The organism is Mesorhizobium sp. M1365 (genome assembly GCF_040317865.1).
GTDB lineage: Bacteria > Pseudomonadota > Alphaproteobacteria > Rhizobiales > Rhizobiaceae > Mesorhizobium.
Genome location: NZ_JAMYLG010000007.1, coordinates 65,222 through 80,780 on the forward strand (window position 1 = coordinate 65,222; position 15,559 = coordinate 80,780).

Here is a 15,559-nt window from a genome sequence, read left to right on the forward strand (position 1 = left end):
GCGATGACGGCCAATCTCCCCACCTGTGGAGGAGGTGTCCAGCAGAACAGAGGGGGGCGCGAAGGAACGCCGGCTTAGCCCGATACGCAAGCTAAACCGCCAGCGGCAGGCGCAGCTCCGTCATCAGGCCGCTATCGGGATGGTTGGACAGGCTGACTTCGCCGCCGGCGCTACGGGCGATGTTGCGGGCGATGGTCAAGCCGAGGCCGAGGCCGCCGGTCTGACGGCTGCGCGACTGTTCCAGGCGCACGAACGAGCCGAACACGGCGTCGAGCTCGGCTTGCGGGATGCCCGGACCCTCGTCATGGATCGCCAGCGTGATTGTCTTGCCTGATTGACGCAGGCTGAGATGCGCCCTCTTGCCATAGGTCACCGCGTTCTGGACGAGGTTGGTGACACAGCGCCGTAGCGCGACCGGCTGCGCGACGCAGATCAGGCCGCGCGAGCGCGCGTCCTCATTGTCGAAGGAGACCTCGTCGAAGCCGTCGGCGATCGATTCTACCAGCGACCAGAAATCGATCCTCTCGCTCTTCTCCTCGGTCACCTCGAAAGTGGCGAAGTCGATGACCGAGCTGGCAATGCCTTCGATGTCGGCGAGGTCGTGCGCCAGTGCGGCGCGCACGGACGAATTCCTCAGCAGTTCGAGGCGCAGCCGCATCCTGGTCAACGGCGTGCGCAGGTCGTGCGCCAGTGCGGCGGCAAGATGCTCGCGGTCCTCGACGTAGGCGCGCAGTCTTGCCTGCATGGCATTGACCGCCTTTGCCGCGGTACGCACCTCGCGGCTGCCGCTCTCGGCGATCGGCGGGCTCTTCAGGTCCTCGCCGATCCGCTTCACCGCGGTCTCCATCATCCGGTAGGGCGCCGTCAGCCGGCGCAGCGACCAGATCGAGGAAGCCACCACCAGCCCGGCGATCAAGGCATAGAGTGGCAGGCTATCGAAGCTCAATATCGGCCCGGCCGGCGTGTTCGGCTCGGTGAAGTTCAGCCATTGGCCGTCGGCAAAGCGAAGCGAAGCGGTCAGCTTGTCGCTCTGGGCGAAATCGGCCGCCAGCACCAGCAGGTCGCGCTCGACCTGGCCAATATCGGGACCGGCGACCGTCCCGCCGGGAGCGTCGGCTTCGTGCGTTGCCGGGTCGCGGCGGACCCGCGCGTCGGTGATGCCGAACTTCGATAGCCGGCCGACCAATATGTCCTCCAATTCGGCCAGCTCGTCGTCGCCGGCTATCGAGGAAGTAACGGCAGGCGTGTTGGAAACGGTGAGCGCATAAGTGGCGTTGAACAGGCCGGACGCCGTCGCCTTGCGCTGTTCGGGGGTGGCGTCATGCATCAGCTGTACCAGCGAGAAGGCGCGGTCGTTCAGCCGGTAGAGATCGACGACGTCATTGGCGGCGGCACGGTCGCGCGAAACGATGTAGAGGGTCGCGATCTGGCTGATCAGCAGGCCGGCTATGACGATGAGCAGCACCCAGACCGGCAGTGTTTGTGGCAGAATACGTCTCATTCGGCGGTCGTCTCAGGCAGGAACTGGTAGCCGCCGCTGCGCACAGTCAAGATCAGCTTCGGCGTTTTCGGGTCATCCTCCATCTTGCGCCGCAGCCGGCTGACCAGAATGTCGACGCTGCGGTCGAAACTGTAGCCGCTGTCGCCGCCGGACAGCTCGATCAGCTGCTCGCGGCTCAGTACGCGTTGCGCGCTCTTGACGAAGGTCTGCAGTAGATTGAATTCGGCCATCGTCAGCTCGATCCTGACGTCGCCGGGCGCCATCAGCCGGCGGCGCGAACAGTCCATCGTCCAGCCGGCGAAATGGTAGATCTGCCGCGAGGCCGCGCGTCGCGGTTCGGCGGCGCCATTGCGTCTCAAGACGGCACGAATGCGTGCGAGCAGCTCGCGCGGATCGAAGGGTTTCGGCACGTAGTCGTCGGCACCCATCTCCAGCCCAACCACGCGGTCGGTAGTTTCGGTAACCGCGGTCAGCATGATGATCGGCGTCGAATAATTGGCGCGCAACTCGCGGCAGAGCTCCAGCCCGCTCTTGCCGGGCAGCATGACGTCCAGGACGATCAGGTCGACCTGGGCGCGGCGTAGGATGGTCTCCATCTCGGTGCCGTCGGCGGCGACCGATGTATGCAGCCCTCGCTTCTGGAAAAATTCCTGAAGCAGGTCGCGAATGCCCTTGTCGTCGTCGACGATCAGTATGTGGGGGTCGGATTTCACAGGGAACCTGTCATTTGTGGATCGCCCAAGCGCTGCTTCGGCTGTCAGCCAGACGATAGAATTCAGGCCATAAGTTGGCCAGTGGAGATCGGCGGCCCGATCCGGGCTGCCCAGAAACAATCCAGAAACAAAATTCTACAATCCGGAAAAACTGCCGAAAAAAATCAAAGGCATAAGTGGTGCCGTGGCGGTCAGGTCATCGGCTGCGACACGCGTTACGGGATTACGGACAGACCAATGCAAAGGTTCTCGATCAGTCTGATGGGTGCGTTGCTTTCCATTTCGCTCGTCACGGTCGCGGTCGAACATGCCGATGCAAAACTGGCCGATGCGAAGGTGGCCAATGCAAAGGCGGCCGATGCAAAGGTGGCGACCACCCGCAGCGAGCGTTGCATCGATCTGAACCGCCAGTTTGACGAAGCCCTCGAAACCCATGCCGCGGCAACGCAGGTCACCGCGGCGAAAGCACTTCAAAGAAAGGGAAACCGGTTCTGCGCCAACAAGAAACAGGCACAGGGAATCCGGATGCTCGCGAACGCTTTGAAGCTGCTTGGAGTGACACCGATCGATCCCGTTCAGTGACACTCAATCCGATCTGCACAAAAAGGAAGTGAAGCCATGAAAAAGTCCCTCCTCTCCGCCCTCGGTCTCGCCATCGCGCTGGCCGTCTCGATGCCGGTTCTCGGCGCCAGCAGCGCCAATGCCGCGACCACCACCCCGGCTGCGACGACAACGACGACCGCTGCGCCGGCCAAGGCCGTGAAGAAGGTCGCTGCCAAGAAGACCGTCAAGAAGCACAAGAAGCACGCGGTCAAGGCAGCCCCGAAGGCCTGATCAAGCGACATCTTTCTACCCTACGAGAAGACCGCTCCAGTTGCGATTTGCCTGGAGCGGTCGTCTTTTTTGTTGCGTGCATACAATAGGGCCAGGCCCGGCCCACACCCCCGGTTGAACGCCAGACGGCAGTTCCCACATAGGCACGGACTTTGAACTGCGCCTGCCGGGAAGCCGATCGCGCGCGGTTGAATGGACGACCGCTTTTGTCCATGTCAAAATGACCGCAAAGCTGTCGTACGCAATTGCCGGTCCAATGCCTGAAATCACGACAAAACCCCGTACCAGCACGAAGCCGAAGGTCGAACGGCCGAAGCTCTACAAGGTCATCCTGGTCAACGACGATTTCACGCCGCGCGAGTTCGTCGTGACGGTGCTGAAGTCCGAGTTCAAGCTCAGCGAAGACCAGGCGCATAGGATAATGATCACCGCGCACCGGCGCGGCGTCTGCGTTGTCGCCGTCTTCACCAGGGATGTCGCCGAGACCAAGGCGGCGCGGGCAACCGATGCCGGCAAGGCCAAGGGCTACCCGCTGATGTTCACGACGGAGCCGGAGGAGTAGGGCGGTTCGCTTTCTTCCTTCTCCCCTTGTGGGAGAAGGTGGCCGCGCGAAGCGCGGTCGGATGAGGGGTGTTCCAGCTTGGCAACGACGGCACTCCGTCCAACACCCCTCAACCGTCTTGGCGCTGCGCGCCAATCAACCTTCTCCCACAAGGGGAGAAGGATAAACCGCGTTACCGCCCTTCGCGGTACCACATCGAGCCCATCGCCAGAAGCAGCAGGCCGAGGCCGAGGAAGCCGCCGAACAGCGGCACGCGCGAGACGGCCTTGAGTACGCTGTCGTCGGTGGTGCGCAGGCCGATCCAATCATCGCCGGAGGCAGCGCCCGAGGAACGGACCGGGACTACGGATGGCAGCGTGACGGTGCTGGTGAGAGTGCCAAGTGCTGAGGCCGGCGCCAGCCGGCGAACGCTGCCGCCGGTTGCCTCAGCCGGTGGTTTCAGCCGGTTCTCGGTGGAGACGACGTCGGTGAATTCCGGGGCGTTGACCGGCCCGACATGGGCCAATGCCGTCAGGTCGCCATTGCCGACCTGATAGAGACCGATTTCGTTGGTCTCGACGCTGCCGAGGAAGACGCCTGGTTCGGATTTCTCGAGCCTGACGATCAGTGCCTTGCCGGACGGCGTGATGACTTGCGCCGGGCCGGGGTCGTCGCTCATCGTCTGGCGGCGGATTTCAAGCACCATGCCGCGGCCGTCGGCGGTCAGCCGCTCTTCCTCGAGTTCGGGCTCCTTCATCAGCCAGTGGGCGATGCGCCGGTAGAGCTGGACATGGGGGCCGCCGCCCTCGAAGCCGCGCGCCCACAGCCAGCCTTGGTCGGACAGAAGCATGCCGACGCGGCCTTCGCCCTTGCGGTCGAGCAGCAGCAGCGGCCGGTTGTCGGCGCCCTTCATCACCACCTCGCCCTCGGGGTTCTCGACGCCGATGGTGCGGAACCAGCGGCTCCAGTGCGGCGGCTCGGTCGCGGAGCCGTCGAGCCCACGCGTTACTGGATGACGCTGGCCGGTATCGGTGAGGCGCGGATAGAAGGCCTTGTCGATGACCTCGCCGGTCGGCATTGCCGGCAGCGCCGACATCAGCGGCGTGCGGGCGATCGAGCTTTCGCCGGCATATTCGGGGCCTGCCGCGATCAGTAGCGCGCCGCCCTTTTCGACATACTCGGAGATGTAGTCGTAATAGAGGATCGGCAGCACGTCGCGGTGCTGATAGCGGTCGAAGATGATCAGGTCGAAATCCTTGATCTTCTCGACGAACAGCTCGCGCGTCGGGAAGGCGATCAGCGACAATTCGTTGATCGGCGTGCCGTCCTGCTTTTCCGGCGGGCGCAGGATGGTGAAGTGCACGAGGTCGACCGAAGCGTCGGATTTCAGCAAATTGCGCCAGGTGCGCTCGCCGGCATGCGGTTCGCCGGAAACAAGCAGCACGCGCAGATTTTCGCGGATGCCGTCGATCAGCGCGATGGCGCGGTTGTTGGTGTCGGTGAGTTCGCCCGGCTCGTGGTTGATGGCGAGTTCGACAATGTTGCGCCCGGCGCTGGGAATGGTCACCTGCAGCGGCATCGCCTGGCCGATGTTGGCGTGCTCGACCGATACCTGCTCGCCGTTGACCGATACGCGGACATCGACCGGGCCGGTTTCGTTGTTGGTGGCGATGACGCGATAGGTCATGTCGAGCGGCTTGCCAACGAGGCCGAAGCGCGGCGCATTCTCGAAGCGGATGCGGCGGTCCTTCTCATGCTCGTTGCCGGTAATCAGCGCGTGCAGCGGGGCATTGAAGTCGGGTGCGCCGGACGGCGCGTCATGCACCTCGCCATCGGTGATCATGATGGCGCCGCCGATGCGCGATGGCGGCACGTCGCGGAAAGCATTTTCGAGCGAGGAAAACAACCGCGTCTCGGTGCGCTCGTCAGCGGCTTCGGACTTGCCGGCTTCGACGACACGGACGTCGAACTGCTTGAAGCGGCCGAGACGCTGCTGAAGCCCGGCCAACGCCGCGTCAGTCTGCTTGGTGCGGTCGCCGATATCCTGGCTGTGGCTGCGATCGACGACGACGGCGACGATGCTTTTCAGCGGCTCGCGCTCTTCGTCGAGGAACACCGGATTGAGCAGCGCCGCAGCCAGCGCAATCAGGGCTGCCAGGCGGAAGACCGCGCCGCGCTGGCGAAACCAAAGGCCGGCGAGGGACAGCAGCAGCAGCGGCACCAGAACCACGGCGAGCAGCGGCCAGGTGATGAGCGGTTCGAAGGCGAGCGACCAGTTCATGGTCTATTGCCCCAGCCGTTCGAGCAGCACCGGGACGTGCACCTGATCGGATTTGTAGTTGCCGGTCAGCATGTACATCATAATGTTGACGCCGGCACGCAGCGCATAGATGCGCTGCATCGGATCCGAAGGCACCGTCGGCAATAGCGGGTCGCCATTCTCGTCGACGGCCCAAGCGCCGGCGAAATCATTGGCGGTGATCATGATCGGAGAAACGCCGTCGCCGGTGCGCACCGGGCGGTTCTCGGTGTTGCTGGCTTCGAGCGATGCCTCGACCCAAAGCGGGCTGCCGGCAAAACGGCCAGGAAACTCCGGAAGGATATAGAAGGATTTGGTCAGCACGTGGTCCGACGGCACCGGCTCCAGCGGTGGCACGTTGAGGTTGCCGAGGATGTCGCGCAGCCGCTCCGTCGCCGGGCTGGTCGAATCCGCACCAATGCCATTGGCGAACTGGTCGCGGGTGTCGAACAAGACCGTTCCGCCCTGCTGCATGTAGGCGTCGATGCGGGCGATGGCGGCCTCGCTGGGCATCGGGGCCGAGGGATCGATCGGCCAGTAGATCAGCGGATAGAAGGAAAGTTCGTCCTTCGAGATGTCGACGCCGGCCGGTGCTCCGGGTTCGAGCGCGGTTTTTTCGATAAGAAAGCGGGTCAGGCCTTCGAGCCCGGCGCGGCTGATCGAATCGACACCCGGCTCGCCGGTCAGCACATAGGCGATCCGGGTCTTTGAAATGTCCCCGATCGCCTCCGTATCTCCCGGTTTGGCGTCGTCGGCGCGCGCGACGTCCGCGTGGCCAATCAAAGCGCCGAGCGCAATCAGCAGGACGGCTGCCGTGGCCGCAGCGCCGGCACGGCGCGGCCGGCGCGACAACAGGCCGCCCATCCAGAATACGGCAAGCGTGTCGAGCACCATCAGCACCAGAGCGGCCGTGACAAGCGGACCTTTGAGGTTGTGCTGCTCGTCGAAGGCATACTGGATGGTGGTGACCGGTACCGTGATTTCAGGCCGGGTCAGCGGCGTGAATGCGCTGTCGCCACCGAGCAGATTGTGAGCGAACACTCCCGTCTCCGAGCCGTAGAGGCCGGGCGGGTTTTCCAGCGTCACCGGCAGCGGGCCGGCGCCGGGCACCAGCGGCCTGGCATCCGGCGTCGGCGGCACCAGCGTGCCGTCGGCAGCGATCATGCGATAGGGTGCCAGCGACGTGGCGGCTGCCTCGGCATTGGCGACCGCCGAGCCCTGGTTGCGCGACAATTGCACGATGCGCCGCAGCATCTCGACGAAGCTGCCGGAGATCGGCAGGTTGGACCACGTCGCCTCGGGGGTGACGTGGAACAGTACGAGGGTGCCCTTGTCCTTCTTCATCCCGGTCACCAGCGGCGTACCGTCGGCAAGCGTGGCCCAGGTGCGCTCGACAATGTCGGGCGTCGGCTCGGCCAGCACCTGCCTGGTAACGGTGACCTCGGTCGGCGGCGCGAGGTCGGCGAAGGGACCGGTTTTCGGGAATTCGGTGACCGGCTGCGGCGCCGTCCATGACAGCGCGCCGCCAAGCGATCGCTCGCCGGTGCGCAGCCGGACCGGCAGCAGATCGTCGTCATTGCCGGCAGCGGCCAGCCGCGAACCGGCAAAACGCACCAGCGTGCCGCCCTTGTCGACCCAGTCGACCAGCCTCTGCCGCGCCTGTTCCGGAATGGTGCCGACATCAGCCATGACGATCATCGCCGGTTTCTGGTCGAGCAGTTGCGGGATGGCGTCGGCGAGATCGACGCTCGACGGCTCGACGAGATCGGCGAAGGGCTGCAGGGCGCGGCGAATGTAGTAGAGCGGCGACAGCAGCGGTTGCGCCTGATCAGCCTCGGACTGCGACAGCAGCCCGACGCGGCGGCGTTTTGAGCTCTCATCGAGCACGCGGACGGCACCGGCCTGGCGCTCGCCATCGAGCGCGATGTAGGCGAAGTCGTTGCGCAGTTCGAACGGCACCGCCATCGTGCCGGTTGCGGTGGTTCCGCCCGGGGCAAAGGTCAGCGTCGCGTCGGCAATGCGGCGCCCCTTGTCGTCGAACGCGCCGGCCGTCACCTGTGCAGGTGCCGGATCGCCCGGTGCGCGGATGGCGGTCAGGGCGAAGCCGTCGACCTGGTTGTCGGCGCCGGTCAGGCCGGTCAGCGACAGCCGGTCGGAGACGGCCCAGACGACACGTGCCGCGTTCTTTGACAACAACGTGTTGAAGGCGGCTTCGTCGCCTTGCGCCGCCAAGCCATCGGCGAGCACTGCGACGCTTGCGCCCGGCAGCGACTCCAGGGCTGACGCGACGCGGGCGTAGACGGCGGGGCGGTCGGTCGGGATCGGCCGCGGCTTTGCCGCGCGCAGCCGGTCGAGCGCGGCAGCGGCATCGAAGGGACCGATCTCGGCATTCGGCTTCTCGGCGGTGAAAGCGATGAGCACCGGCACGCCGTTCGAATTGGCATCGGCGATCAGCCGCTCGGCGGTGGCGACCCGCTTGCCCCAGTCGGCGGCACTTGCCCAGTCATTGTCGATCACCAGCGCCAGGGCGGCGCCTTCGGCCGGCAGCTTTTCGCGCGGGTTGAAGACGGGTTCGGCAAGTGCTGCCACGACAAGCGCGGCCATCAGCAGCCTGAGCAGCGTCAGCCACCAAGGGCTCTGCTGCGGCGTTTCTTCGCGCCTCAGCACGCGGGCGAGAATCCTGAGCGGCGGAAACACCTCGGCTTGCGGCCTGGGCGGGGTCAGCCGCAGAAGCCACCAGATCACCGGCAGCGCCAGCAGGCCCCACAGCACCATCGGCGCCCCGAAGGAGAGCGGCAGCCAACTCATGCGCGGGCCCTCCCGGCAAAGCTGCCTTCGGCGGTCATCGCCATGTGGATGCGCACCAGCGCCTCGGAGGCAAGGCGATCGGTATGATTGACGGTAAAGCTCCAGCCAAGCCGTTTGCACCAGGCGGCCAGTTCCTGGCGGCGGGCGGCATAAAGCAGGCGATATTCCTCGCCCAGCATTTCGGCGCGGCCGGCGGTCAGCTTGTCGCCGGTCTCAGGATCGGTGAATTCGGTGCGCCCGGCATAGGGGAAGCTTTCCTCGGCCGGATCGGCGACCTCGACCAGATGGGCGCGCACGCCGTGGCGGGCGGGAACGTCCAGCCACGCAATAGTGTCCTCGACGGGGTCGAGGAAATCGCTGACGAGGACGATGTCGCAGAACCGGCGAATGCCGGATAGATCGGGCTTTGCCGGCAGGTCGCCGGCGTGCATCAGTTGCGCCGCGATGCGCTCGGCGCCATTGCGGGCGGTGAACGGGTCGGTCAGGCCCGGCCAGGCAATGCGCTCGCCGCTGCGCGACAAAAGCTCGGCCATGGCCAACGTCAGCACCAGGGCGCGCGATTCCTTGGAAACGCTGGCCCCGGTCGATTTGTAGAGCATGGAAGGCGAGGGATCGGCCCACAGCCACACCGTGTGGGCAGCCTCCCATTCACGGTCGCGGACATAGGTGTGGTCGTCGCGAGCGGAACGGCGCCAGTCAATGCGCGAGGAATCGCCTTCGACATAGGGCCGGAACTGCCAGAAATTCTCGCCGATACCGCGCTTGCGGCGGCCATGCCAGCCGGCAATTACCGTGTTGACGATGCGGCGCGCCTCGACCAGCAGGTCCGGCACCAACGAAGCCCGCAACCGGCCTCTGGCGAGCGCATCGCGCGTCGCTGCCGGTGCCTGCGCTTCACCGATGCGCGCCATCAAATCCCTTTCGCGAGCTTCGCCACAACATCGCGAACCGTGGTGCCCTCGGCGCGGGCGGCGAAGGTAAGCGCCATGCGGTGCTGCAGCACCGGCTCGGCCAGCGCGCGGACGTCGTCGACCGACGGCGCCAGCCGGCCGTCATAGAGGGCGCGGGCGCGGGTGCACAGCGTCAGCGCCTGGCTGGCGCGCGGGCCTGGGCCCCAGGCGACGTGCTTGTCGGTATCGGCGTTGCCCTGGCCGGGGCGCGCTGAGCGCACCAGCTTGAGGATCGCCTCGACGACGCTTTCCGGCACCGGCATACGGCGGATGAGCGTCTGGATGTCCTTCAGCCGCGCCGGCTGCAGCACGTTTTCAGCCTTGGCATCCTCGATACCGGTGGTTTCCAGCAGGATGCGGCGCTCCGCCTCGATCTCGGGGTAGAGGATATCGACCTGCATCAGGAAGCGGTCGAGCTGCGCTTCCGGCAGCGGATAGGTGCCTTCCTGCTCCAGCGGGTTCTGCGTCGCCAGAACGTGGAACGGTGACGGCAGATCATGGCGCACGCCGGCAATGGTGACGTGGTATTCCTGCATCGACTGCAGCAGCGCCGACTGGGTGCGTGGCGAGGCGCGGTTGATCTCGTCGGCCATCAGCAGTTGCGCAAAGATCGGCCCGGAAATGAAGCGGAAGGAGCGCTTGCCGAATTCATCCTGCTCCATCACTTCGGAGCCGAGAATGTCGGATGGCATCAGGTCGGGCGTGAACTGGATGCGGCGCGAATCGAGGCCGAGCACGATGCCCAGCGTTTCGACCAGCTTGGTTTTGGCGAGGCCGGGCACGCCGACCAGCAGTGCATGGCCGCCGGCCAGCAATGCGACGAGCGTGCGCTCGACGACGCTTTCCTGGCCGAAAATGACCCGGCCGACGCCGTCACGGACCCTCGAAATGTCGGCCAGCGCTTTCTCGGCCTGCGCCACCATGTCCTTTTCGCTGATTGGGCTTTCCTTGATCATAACGCTCATGCAGCATCGATCCTTCTGTTGGAAACACCGCTTGGCACCTTGGTGCCGCAGAGAATGCCGCGATTCGGCTTCGCATGCGCCTGCAATGAACTTAAATCACAGACTTAGGCTGACAAGCGGAACAACAGTGACTATTTCGTGACCATGACGGAAGCCGCCGACCATCGTGAAGAGAGCCTGACGGCCGCGACCGAGGCGCGGGGGCTGGAAGCGCTGGTCTCGCGCGCGACGCGCGCCGGTAAGGGGCCGGCGCCGGTGGAACGCTGGAATCCGGCATTTTGCGGCGATCTCGACATGGAAATCAAGCAGGACGGCACCTGGTTCTATCTGGGAACGCCGATCGGCCGGATGCCGCTGGTGCAGCTTTTTTCCTCAGTGCTGCGCAAGGACGTGGACGGCAGGACTTACCTGGTGACGCCGGTGGAAAAGGTCGGCATCCGCGTCGCCGACGCGCCCTTCATTGCCGTCGAGATGGACGTGTCGGGCGCCGGCGACGGACAAATCATCACCTTTCGCACCAATGTCGGCGACGTGGTCGAGGCTGGGGCGGGACACCCGCTGCGCTTCGTCGATGAGGACGAGACAGGTGGCCTGAAGCCTTATGTGCTGGTGCGCGGGCGGCTGGAGGCGCTGGTGGCACGGCCGGTGATGTACGAGCTGGTCGAGCACGGCGAAGAGATCGACATCGGTGGCAAGAGGATGTTTGCCGTCCGTTCCAAAGGCGAGGTCTATCCAATCATGCCGGCTGAGAAACTGAAACGGCTGAGCGCATGATGGACCGCCTATGATGGATCAGGTGATGCCGTTGCCGTTTTCCGTTGCCGGGTTTCGCCAGCGCGTCGCGGCGCAGCCGCTGGCGCATGCCGGCGACGATTTTGGCGACCACCGCTTCAATCCGGGCCATCCCAGGCTGAAGCTGGCCAAGGCGCTGCGCGATGCCGCCGTGCTGATCCCGGTGGTCGATCATGGCCATGAAGCCACGGTCCTTTTGACCAGGCGGGCCGAAAAGCTGCGCAACCATTCGGGGCAGGTGGCTTTCCCCGGTGGTACCATCGATCAAACCGATGCGAGCCCGGAAGCGGCGGCGTTGCGCGAGACATTCGAGGAGATCGGTCTCGATAGGGATTACATCGAGATCGTCGGCCGTCTGCCGGACTACGTTTCCGGCAGCGGCTATCGCATCGCCCCGGTGCTCGGGATTGTGCGGCCCGGTTTCAGCCTGACGCTGAATTCCGACGAAGTCCATGCCGTCTTCGAGGTGCCGCTGGGCTTTCTGATGGACCCCGCCAACCACACCAGAGACAGTCGCATGTGGAACGACCTCGAATGGTTCTATTACGAGATGCCCTATGGCGGCCAGCGCATCTGGGGCGTCACCGCGGGCATCATCCGTACGCTTTATGAAAGGCTCTATTCGTGAGCGATCCAGTGTCGATCGCGGGCAAGGCCGGGTGGCTCGGCGAACGCCACCTGCAGCGCCTGCTCGCGGCGCTGACTGATGGCGGCGAGGAGGCGCGTGTCGCCGGCGGTGCGGTGCGCAACACGCTCATCGGCCAGCCGGTCGCCGACATCGACATCGCCACCACCACGGTGCCCGAGGAAACCATCCGGCGCGCCGAGGCGGCAGGCTTCAAGACGGTACCGACCGGCATCGAGCATGGCACAGTCACCGCGGTCGGCCACGGCAAGGCCTATGAGGTCACCACGCTGCGTGCCGATATCGAAACCGACGGCCGGCGCGCCAAAGTGTCGTTCGGCCGCGACTGGAAAGCCGACGCTGAGCGGCGTGATTTCACCATCAATGCACTCTATGCCGAAGCCGATGGAACGGTCGTCGATCTGGTCGGCGGTATCGCCGATATCGAAGCGCGGAGGCTGCGATTCATCGGCGATCCGGAAGCCCGTATCCGCGAGGATTATCTGCGCATCCTGCGTTTCTTCCGTTTCTTCGCATGGTATGGCGACGGTAGGCCGGATGCCGAAGGGTTGAAGGCTTGTGCTCGGCTGAAGCAGGGGCTCGACCAGCTTTCGGTCGAGCGCGTCTGGTGGGAATTGAAGAAATTGCTGTCGGCGCCAGATCCGTCGCGGGCGCTGCTGTGGATGCGCCAGGCCGGCGTTCTGACCGCCGTTTTGCCGGAAAGCGAGAAATGGGGCATCGATGCCATCCACGGGCTGACCAAGACCGAGAAGGACCTGGCCTGGGCGCCGGACCCGCTGCTCAGGCTGGAATCCATCGTGCCGCCGGATGCCGCGCGCATGAAAACGCTTGCCGAGAGATTGAGGCTTTCCGTGAGCGAAGCAAGCCGGCTGCGGAATTGGGCGATCACGGCTGCCGTCGATCCGAAAACGACTGAAGGAGAGTTGGCGAAAAGGCTTTATTTTGGCGACCGCCAAGGCTTTGTCGACCGGTTGCGGCTGTTGCTCGCTTCCGCTCGAGCCCGCGCGGTCGAAGACAATGACGCACTGCTCGAAGCCGGCGGCTTCTCGCGCCTGCTTGCCTTCGCTGCAAAATGGCAAAACCCTGTTTTTCCGGTCAAGGGCGCCGATCTGACGACGCTTGGCGCATCACCGGGGCCGAAGCTTGGTGCAACGTTGAAGAATCTCGAAAAGGAATGGGTCGAGTCCGGTTTTGCGCTTGATCGCGGCGCGCTGCTCAAGCGCGCCGCGGAGGCACTCGAATCCTGACCGTCACGCTGCGTCGCGGACCTTTTCGATGCGCGAGCGGATCGCCTCGATCATCGTCTCGCGGATCACCGTCTCGCCGTGCGTCTCGCGCAGATGCTCGACGGCACGGCGCATGACCTCAGCCTCCTCCTCGGCGCGTGTGTGCCACTCGCAGCCGGGTACGAGCGACCCGCAATGGAATTCCTTCATCGGCTTCTCCTCATCTCCTCCTTGGAGCGCCGCGCAGCGCACTGACACGGAAGCTCCAGACCTTTGATTGCGCGATCCGGAAACCGCGTACGGTATCCGGGCTACACGCTGGCCAGCTAAGCATAACACGATCGAACGGTTTTGGTTGCCTTAGAGTGCCGTGCGTCCAAGCCGACACGCGGCCCTCTGGTGATCGGGTTGCGAAAAGGCGGAGCATCGCTGCTCCGCCCTCTTACGCCACCCAGGAGTAAGACCTCGTCTTGCTCCAGCGGGCAGGACATCACTTCACGATCTTGACTGCCTCGGCAATTTTATCCTTGCCGCTCATATCCCACGTGACGCGGACCTTTTCGCCGACCTTCAGGCCAGGATCCTTGAAGGTCTGGGGCAACGTAAAGGTGGCTCCGTTATCCAGAACTAGGCTCATCGCCGTTCCATCAAAGCTTTTGATCGTGCCGGTGGTGTGCTTGACCGCAGCGAATGCGGCAGTACCAGAGGCGAGAACGGCAGTGGCGGCTGCGGTCATAATAAGCTTGCGCATGGCATGCTCTCCTGGAAAATACGGGCACCGCTTGGGAAAGGTGCCCGATTCAATCATGGGCCGTCCGGTCACGTCGGGTCGCGGCTCTCGGGAGTAAAGAACCGCCGGCGTTTCCCGGCCCGACGCGACAAATAGCCCAATCTTTACAATGATATATTAGACGAAAAAGATATTTTCTGGCGCGTCTTGCGCCACATTCGCCGTCAAATTCTGGGGATTTGGACCCGATTGCGGCTCACGTCGTGCTCACCGAGATTTTACGGCCATTTCGCTTCTGGCGGCAGGCTGGACAGGATCGAGGCGACATTGCCGCCGGTCTTTAGCCCGAAGATGGTGCCGCGATCGTGAAGCAAGTTGAATTCGACATAACGGCCGCGGCGGATGAGCTGCTCGTCACGGTCGCCATCGGTCCAGTTGTCATTGAAGTTGGCGCGCACCAGATGTTCGTAGACGACGAGAAAAGATCGCCCGACGTCCTGGACGAAGTTGAAATCGGCGTCCCAGCCGCCTTTGTCCTCATCCGAATGCAGCCAGTCGAAGAAGATACCGCCGGTACCGCGTGGCTCGTCACGGTGCGGCAGGTAGAAGTACTCGTCGCACCAGGCTTTGAATTTCACGTAGTCGGCGATCGCCGCGTTCTTCTCGCAGGCAAATTGCATCGCTCTGTGGAAGGTGATCGTGTCGGGGTCGTCCTGGCTGCGGCGGCGGTCGAGCACCGGTGTCAGATCGGCGCCGCCGCCGAACCACTGGCGCGAGGTGACGACCATGCGCGTGTTCATATGCACGGCCGGCACGTTGGGGTTCCACGGATGGGCGATCAGCGAAATGCCGCTTGCCCAGAAGGAGGGGTCCTCTTCGGCGCCCGGCATCTGCTTCCTGAATTCGGGGGAGAACTCGCCGTGGACGGTCGAGGTGTGGACGCCGACCTTCTCGAAGACGCGGCCGTGCATCATCGACATGATACCGCCGCCGCCCTTGCCGGCATCGCGTTGCCACGGCGTCTTTTCGAAGCGGCCGGGCGACCAGCTAGCCTGCGGCCCCTGCAGGTCCTGCTCGATCTGCTCGAAGCTGGCACAGATGCGCTCGCGCAACGTCTCGAACCACAGCCGTGCCTTCGTCTTCTTCTGTTCGATGTCGGCTGGCAGCCCCGCCGGTATCTCGGGTCGTTGCAAATCCTGTCTCCGGTTGCGGGCGCGCCCGACAAATGACTCGTCTTTTCCGGCCGCGATCCCTAATCTCTTGGGTGCAAGGGTCAAGTCAGAATGGAGTTCATTCGTGCGCACCCCGGCAAGACCGCCGCTGGATGGCCTGAAGAAGAGGCTCGACCGTTCGCGCGCCGAGAACGCGCGCATGCCGCGCGACGGCTTCCTGCGCGAGACCTTCGTGCTGCCGCGCTCCGACGCTCGTCTCAAGGCGAAGGAATGGTTCGAGCGCTTTCCCAAGCAGGCCTATTGGACCGAGATCGAAAGCTGGTTCGAGCGGCCGGGCGACGTGATCGAGTTCACGATACGACGGTTGCCGGCAGCAGATTAA

16 protein-coding genes are annotated in these 15,559 nt (G+C 64.4%); 7 read left to right on the forward strand and 9 right to left on the reverse strand.

The genetic code is table 11. From position 1 onward, the window contains the following. Positions 1-91: 91 nt before the first annotated feature. The gene (locus NKH04_RS11000) at positions 92-1,501 is read right to left on the reverse strand and encodes an ATP-binding protein (protein ID WP_352819909.1); all 1,410 of its coding nucleotides are present in this window, start codon (positions 1,499-1,501) and stop codon (positions 92-94) included. Further along, positions 1,498-2,214, reverse strand: a complete 717-nt coding sequence (locus tag NKH04_RS11005) for a response regulator (protein ID WP_352469721.1) — start codon at positions 2,212-2,214, stop codon at positions 1,498-1,500. Before NKH04_RS11005 ends, NKH04_RS11000 begins: the two co-directional genes overlap by 4 nt. Before the next feature lie 237 nt (positions 2,215-2,451). Here NKH04_RS11005 and NKH04_RS11010 point away from each other — a divergent pair, with 237 nt between their 5' ends. The 3 genes from NKH04_RS11010 (at position 2,452) to clpS (ending at position 3,610) form a co-directional block, all read left to right on the forward strand. Further along, positions 2,452-2,796 carry a hypothetical protein gene (locus NKH04_RS11010; RefSeq protein WP_352469825.1) on the forward strand — a complete coding sequence of 115 codons (345 nt, stop codon included), beginning with the start codon at positions 2,452-2,454 and terminating at the stop codon, positions 2,794-2,796. A gap of 36 nt (positions 2,797-2,832) precedes the next feature. Next, positions 2,833-3,048 carry a hypothetical protein gene (locus tag NKH04_RS11015; RefSeq protein WP_352450529.1) on the forward strand — a complete coding sequence of 72 codons (216 nt, stop codon included), beginning with the start codon at positions 2,833-2,835 and terminating at the stop codon, positions 3,046-3,048. 256 nt (positions 3,049-3,304) lie between these two features. Continuing rightward, the gene (gene clpS, locus NKH04_RS11020; RefSeq protein ID WP_352540995.1) at positions 3,305-3,610 is read left to right on the forward strand and encodes an ATP-dependent Clp protease adapter ClpS; all 306 of its coding nucleotides are present in this window, start codon (positions 3,305-3,307) and stop codon (positions 3,608-3,610) included. A gap of 172 nt (positions 3,611-3,782) precedes the next feature. Here the strand turns inward: clpS and NKH04_RS11025 are convergent, their stop codons facing one another. From NKH04_RS11025 to NKH04_RS11040, 4 genes are read right to left on the reverse strand one after another with little or no spacing between them, the layout of a single operon-like run. Continuing rightward, a complete protein-coding gene (locus NKH04_RS11025) occupies positions 3,783-5,870 on the reverse strand; it encodes a hypothetical protein (protein ID WP_353044343.1) in 2,088 nt (695 codons plus the stop codon). Between the two features lie 3 nt (positions 5,871-5,873). Continuing rightward, positions 5,874-8,696: a DUF4159 domain-containing protein gene (locus tag NKH04_RS11030; protein WP_352819910.1), complete on the reverse strand. Its 2,823-nt coding sequence runs from the start codon at positions 8,694-8,696 to the stop codon at positions 5,874-5,876. After that, positions 8,693-9,607 (reverse strand): DUF58 domain-containing protein, encoded by a 915-nt coding sequence (locus tag NKH04_RS11035; RefSeq protein ID WP_352540998.1) that lies wholly within the window; start codon positions 9,605-9,607, stop codon positions 8,693-8,695. Before NKH04_RS11035 ends, NKH04_RS11030 begins: the two co-directional genes overlap by 4 nt. Continuing rightward, positions 9,607-10,611 (reverse strand): AAA family ATPase, encoded by a 1,005-nt coding sequence (locus NKH04_RS11040; protein WP_352450525.1) that lies wholly within the window; start codon positions 10,609-10,611, stop codon positions 9,607-9,609. The genes NKH04_RS11035 and NKH04_RS11040 overlap by 1 nt, the downstream gene beginning before the upstream one ends. Before the next feature lie 144 nt (positions 10,612-10,755). On the opposite strand from NKH04_RS11040, the gene NKH04_RS11045 reads away from it, so the two are divergent. The 3 genes from NKH04_RS11045 to NKH04_RS11055 are packed head-to-tail and all read left to right on the forward strand — an operon-like array spanning position 10,756 to position 13,296. Continuing rightward, complete coding sequence (locus tag NKH04_RS11045; RefSeq protein WP_352683969.1) at positions 10,756-11,385, forward strand: DUF1285 domain-containing protein; 630 nt, start codon at positions 10,756-10,758, stop codon at positions 11,383-11,385. 13 nt (positions 11,386-11,398) lie between these two features. Beyond that, a complete protein-coding gene (locus tag NKH04_RS11050) occupies positions 11,399-12,031 on the forward strand; it encodes a CoA pyrophosphatase (RefSeq protein WP_352541101.1) in 633 nt (210 codons plus the stop codon). Beyond that, positions 12,028-13,296 carry a CCA tRNA nucleotidyltransferase gene (locus tag NKH04_RS11055; RefSeq protein ID WP_352819911.1) on the forward strand — a complete coding sequence of 423 codons (1,269 nt, stop codon included), beginning with the start codon at positions 12,028-12,030 and terminating at the stop codon, positions 13,294-13,296. Before NKH04_RS11050 ends, NKH04_RS11055 begins: the two co-directional genes overlap by 4 nt. Before the next feature lie 3 nt (positions 13,297-13,299). Here NKH04_RS11055 and NKH04_RS11060 read toward each other — a convergent pair whose 3' ends face one another. From NKH04_RS11060 to hemF, 3 genes are all read right to left on the reverse strand, one after another. After that, entirely contained in the window at positions 13,300-13,485 is a 186-nt protein-coding gene (locus NKH04_RS11060; protein ID WP_023679490.1) for a DUF1059 domain-containing protein, read from the reverse strand. 280 nt (positions 13,486-13,765) lie between these two features. Beyond that, positions 13,766-14,026, reverse strand: coding sequence for a DUF1344 domain-containing protein (locus NKH04_RS11065; protein WP_352541000.1), 261 nt, complete (start codon positions 14,024-14,026; stop codon positions 13,766-13,768). Between the two features lie 257 nt (positions 14,027-14,283). Next, entirely contained in the window at positions 14,284-15,198 is a 915-nt protein-coding gene (gene hemF / locus NKH04_RS11070) for an oxygen-dependent coproporphyrinogen oxidase (RefSeq protein ID WP_352819912.1), read from the reverse strand. A gap of 103 nt (positions 15,199-15,301) precedes the next feature. On the opposite strand from hemF, the gene NKH04_RS11075 reads away from it, so the two are divergent. Continuing rightward, positions 15,302-15,559, forward strand: coding sequence for a hypothetical protein (locus NKH04_RS11075; protein WP_023679487.1), 258 nt, complete (start codon positions 15,302-15,304; stop codon positions 15,557-15,559).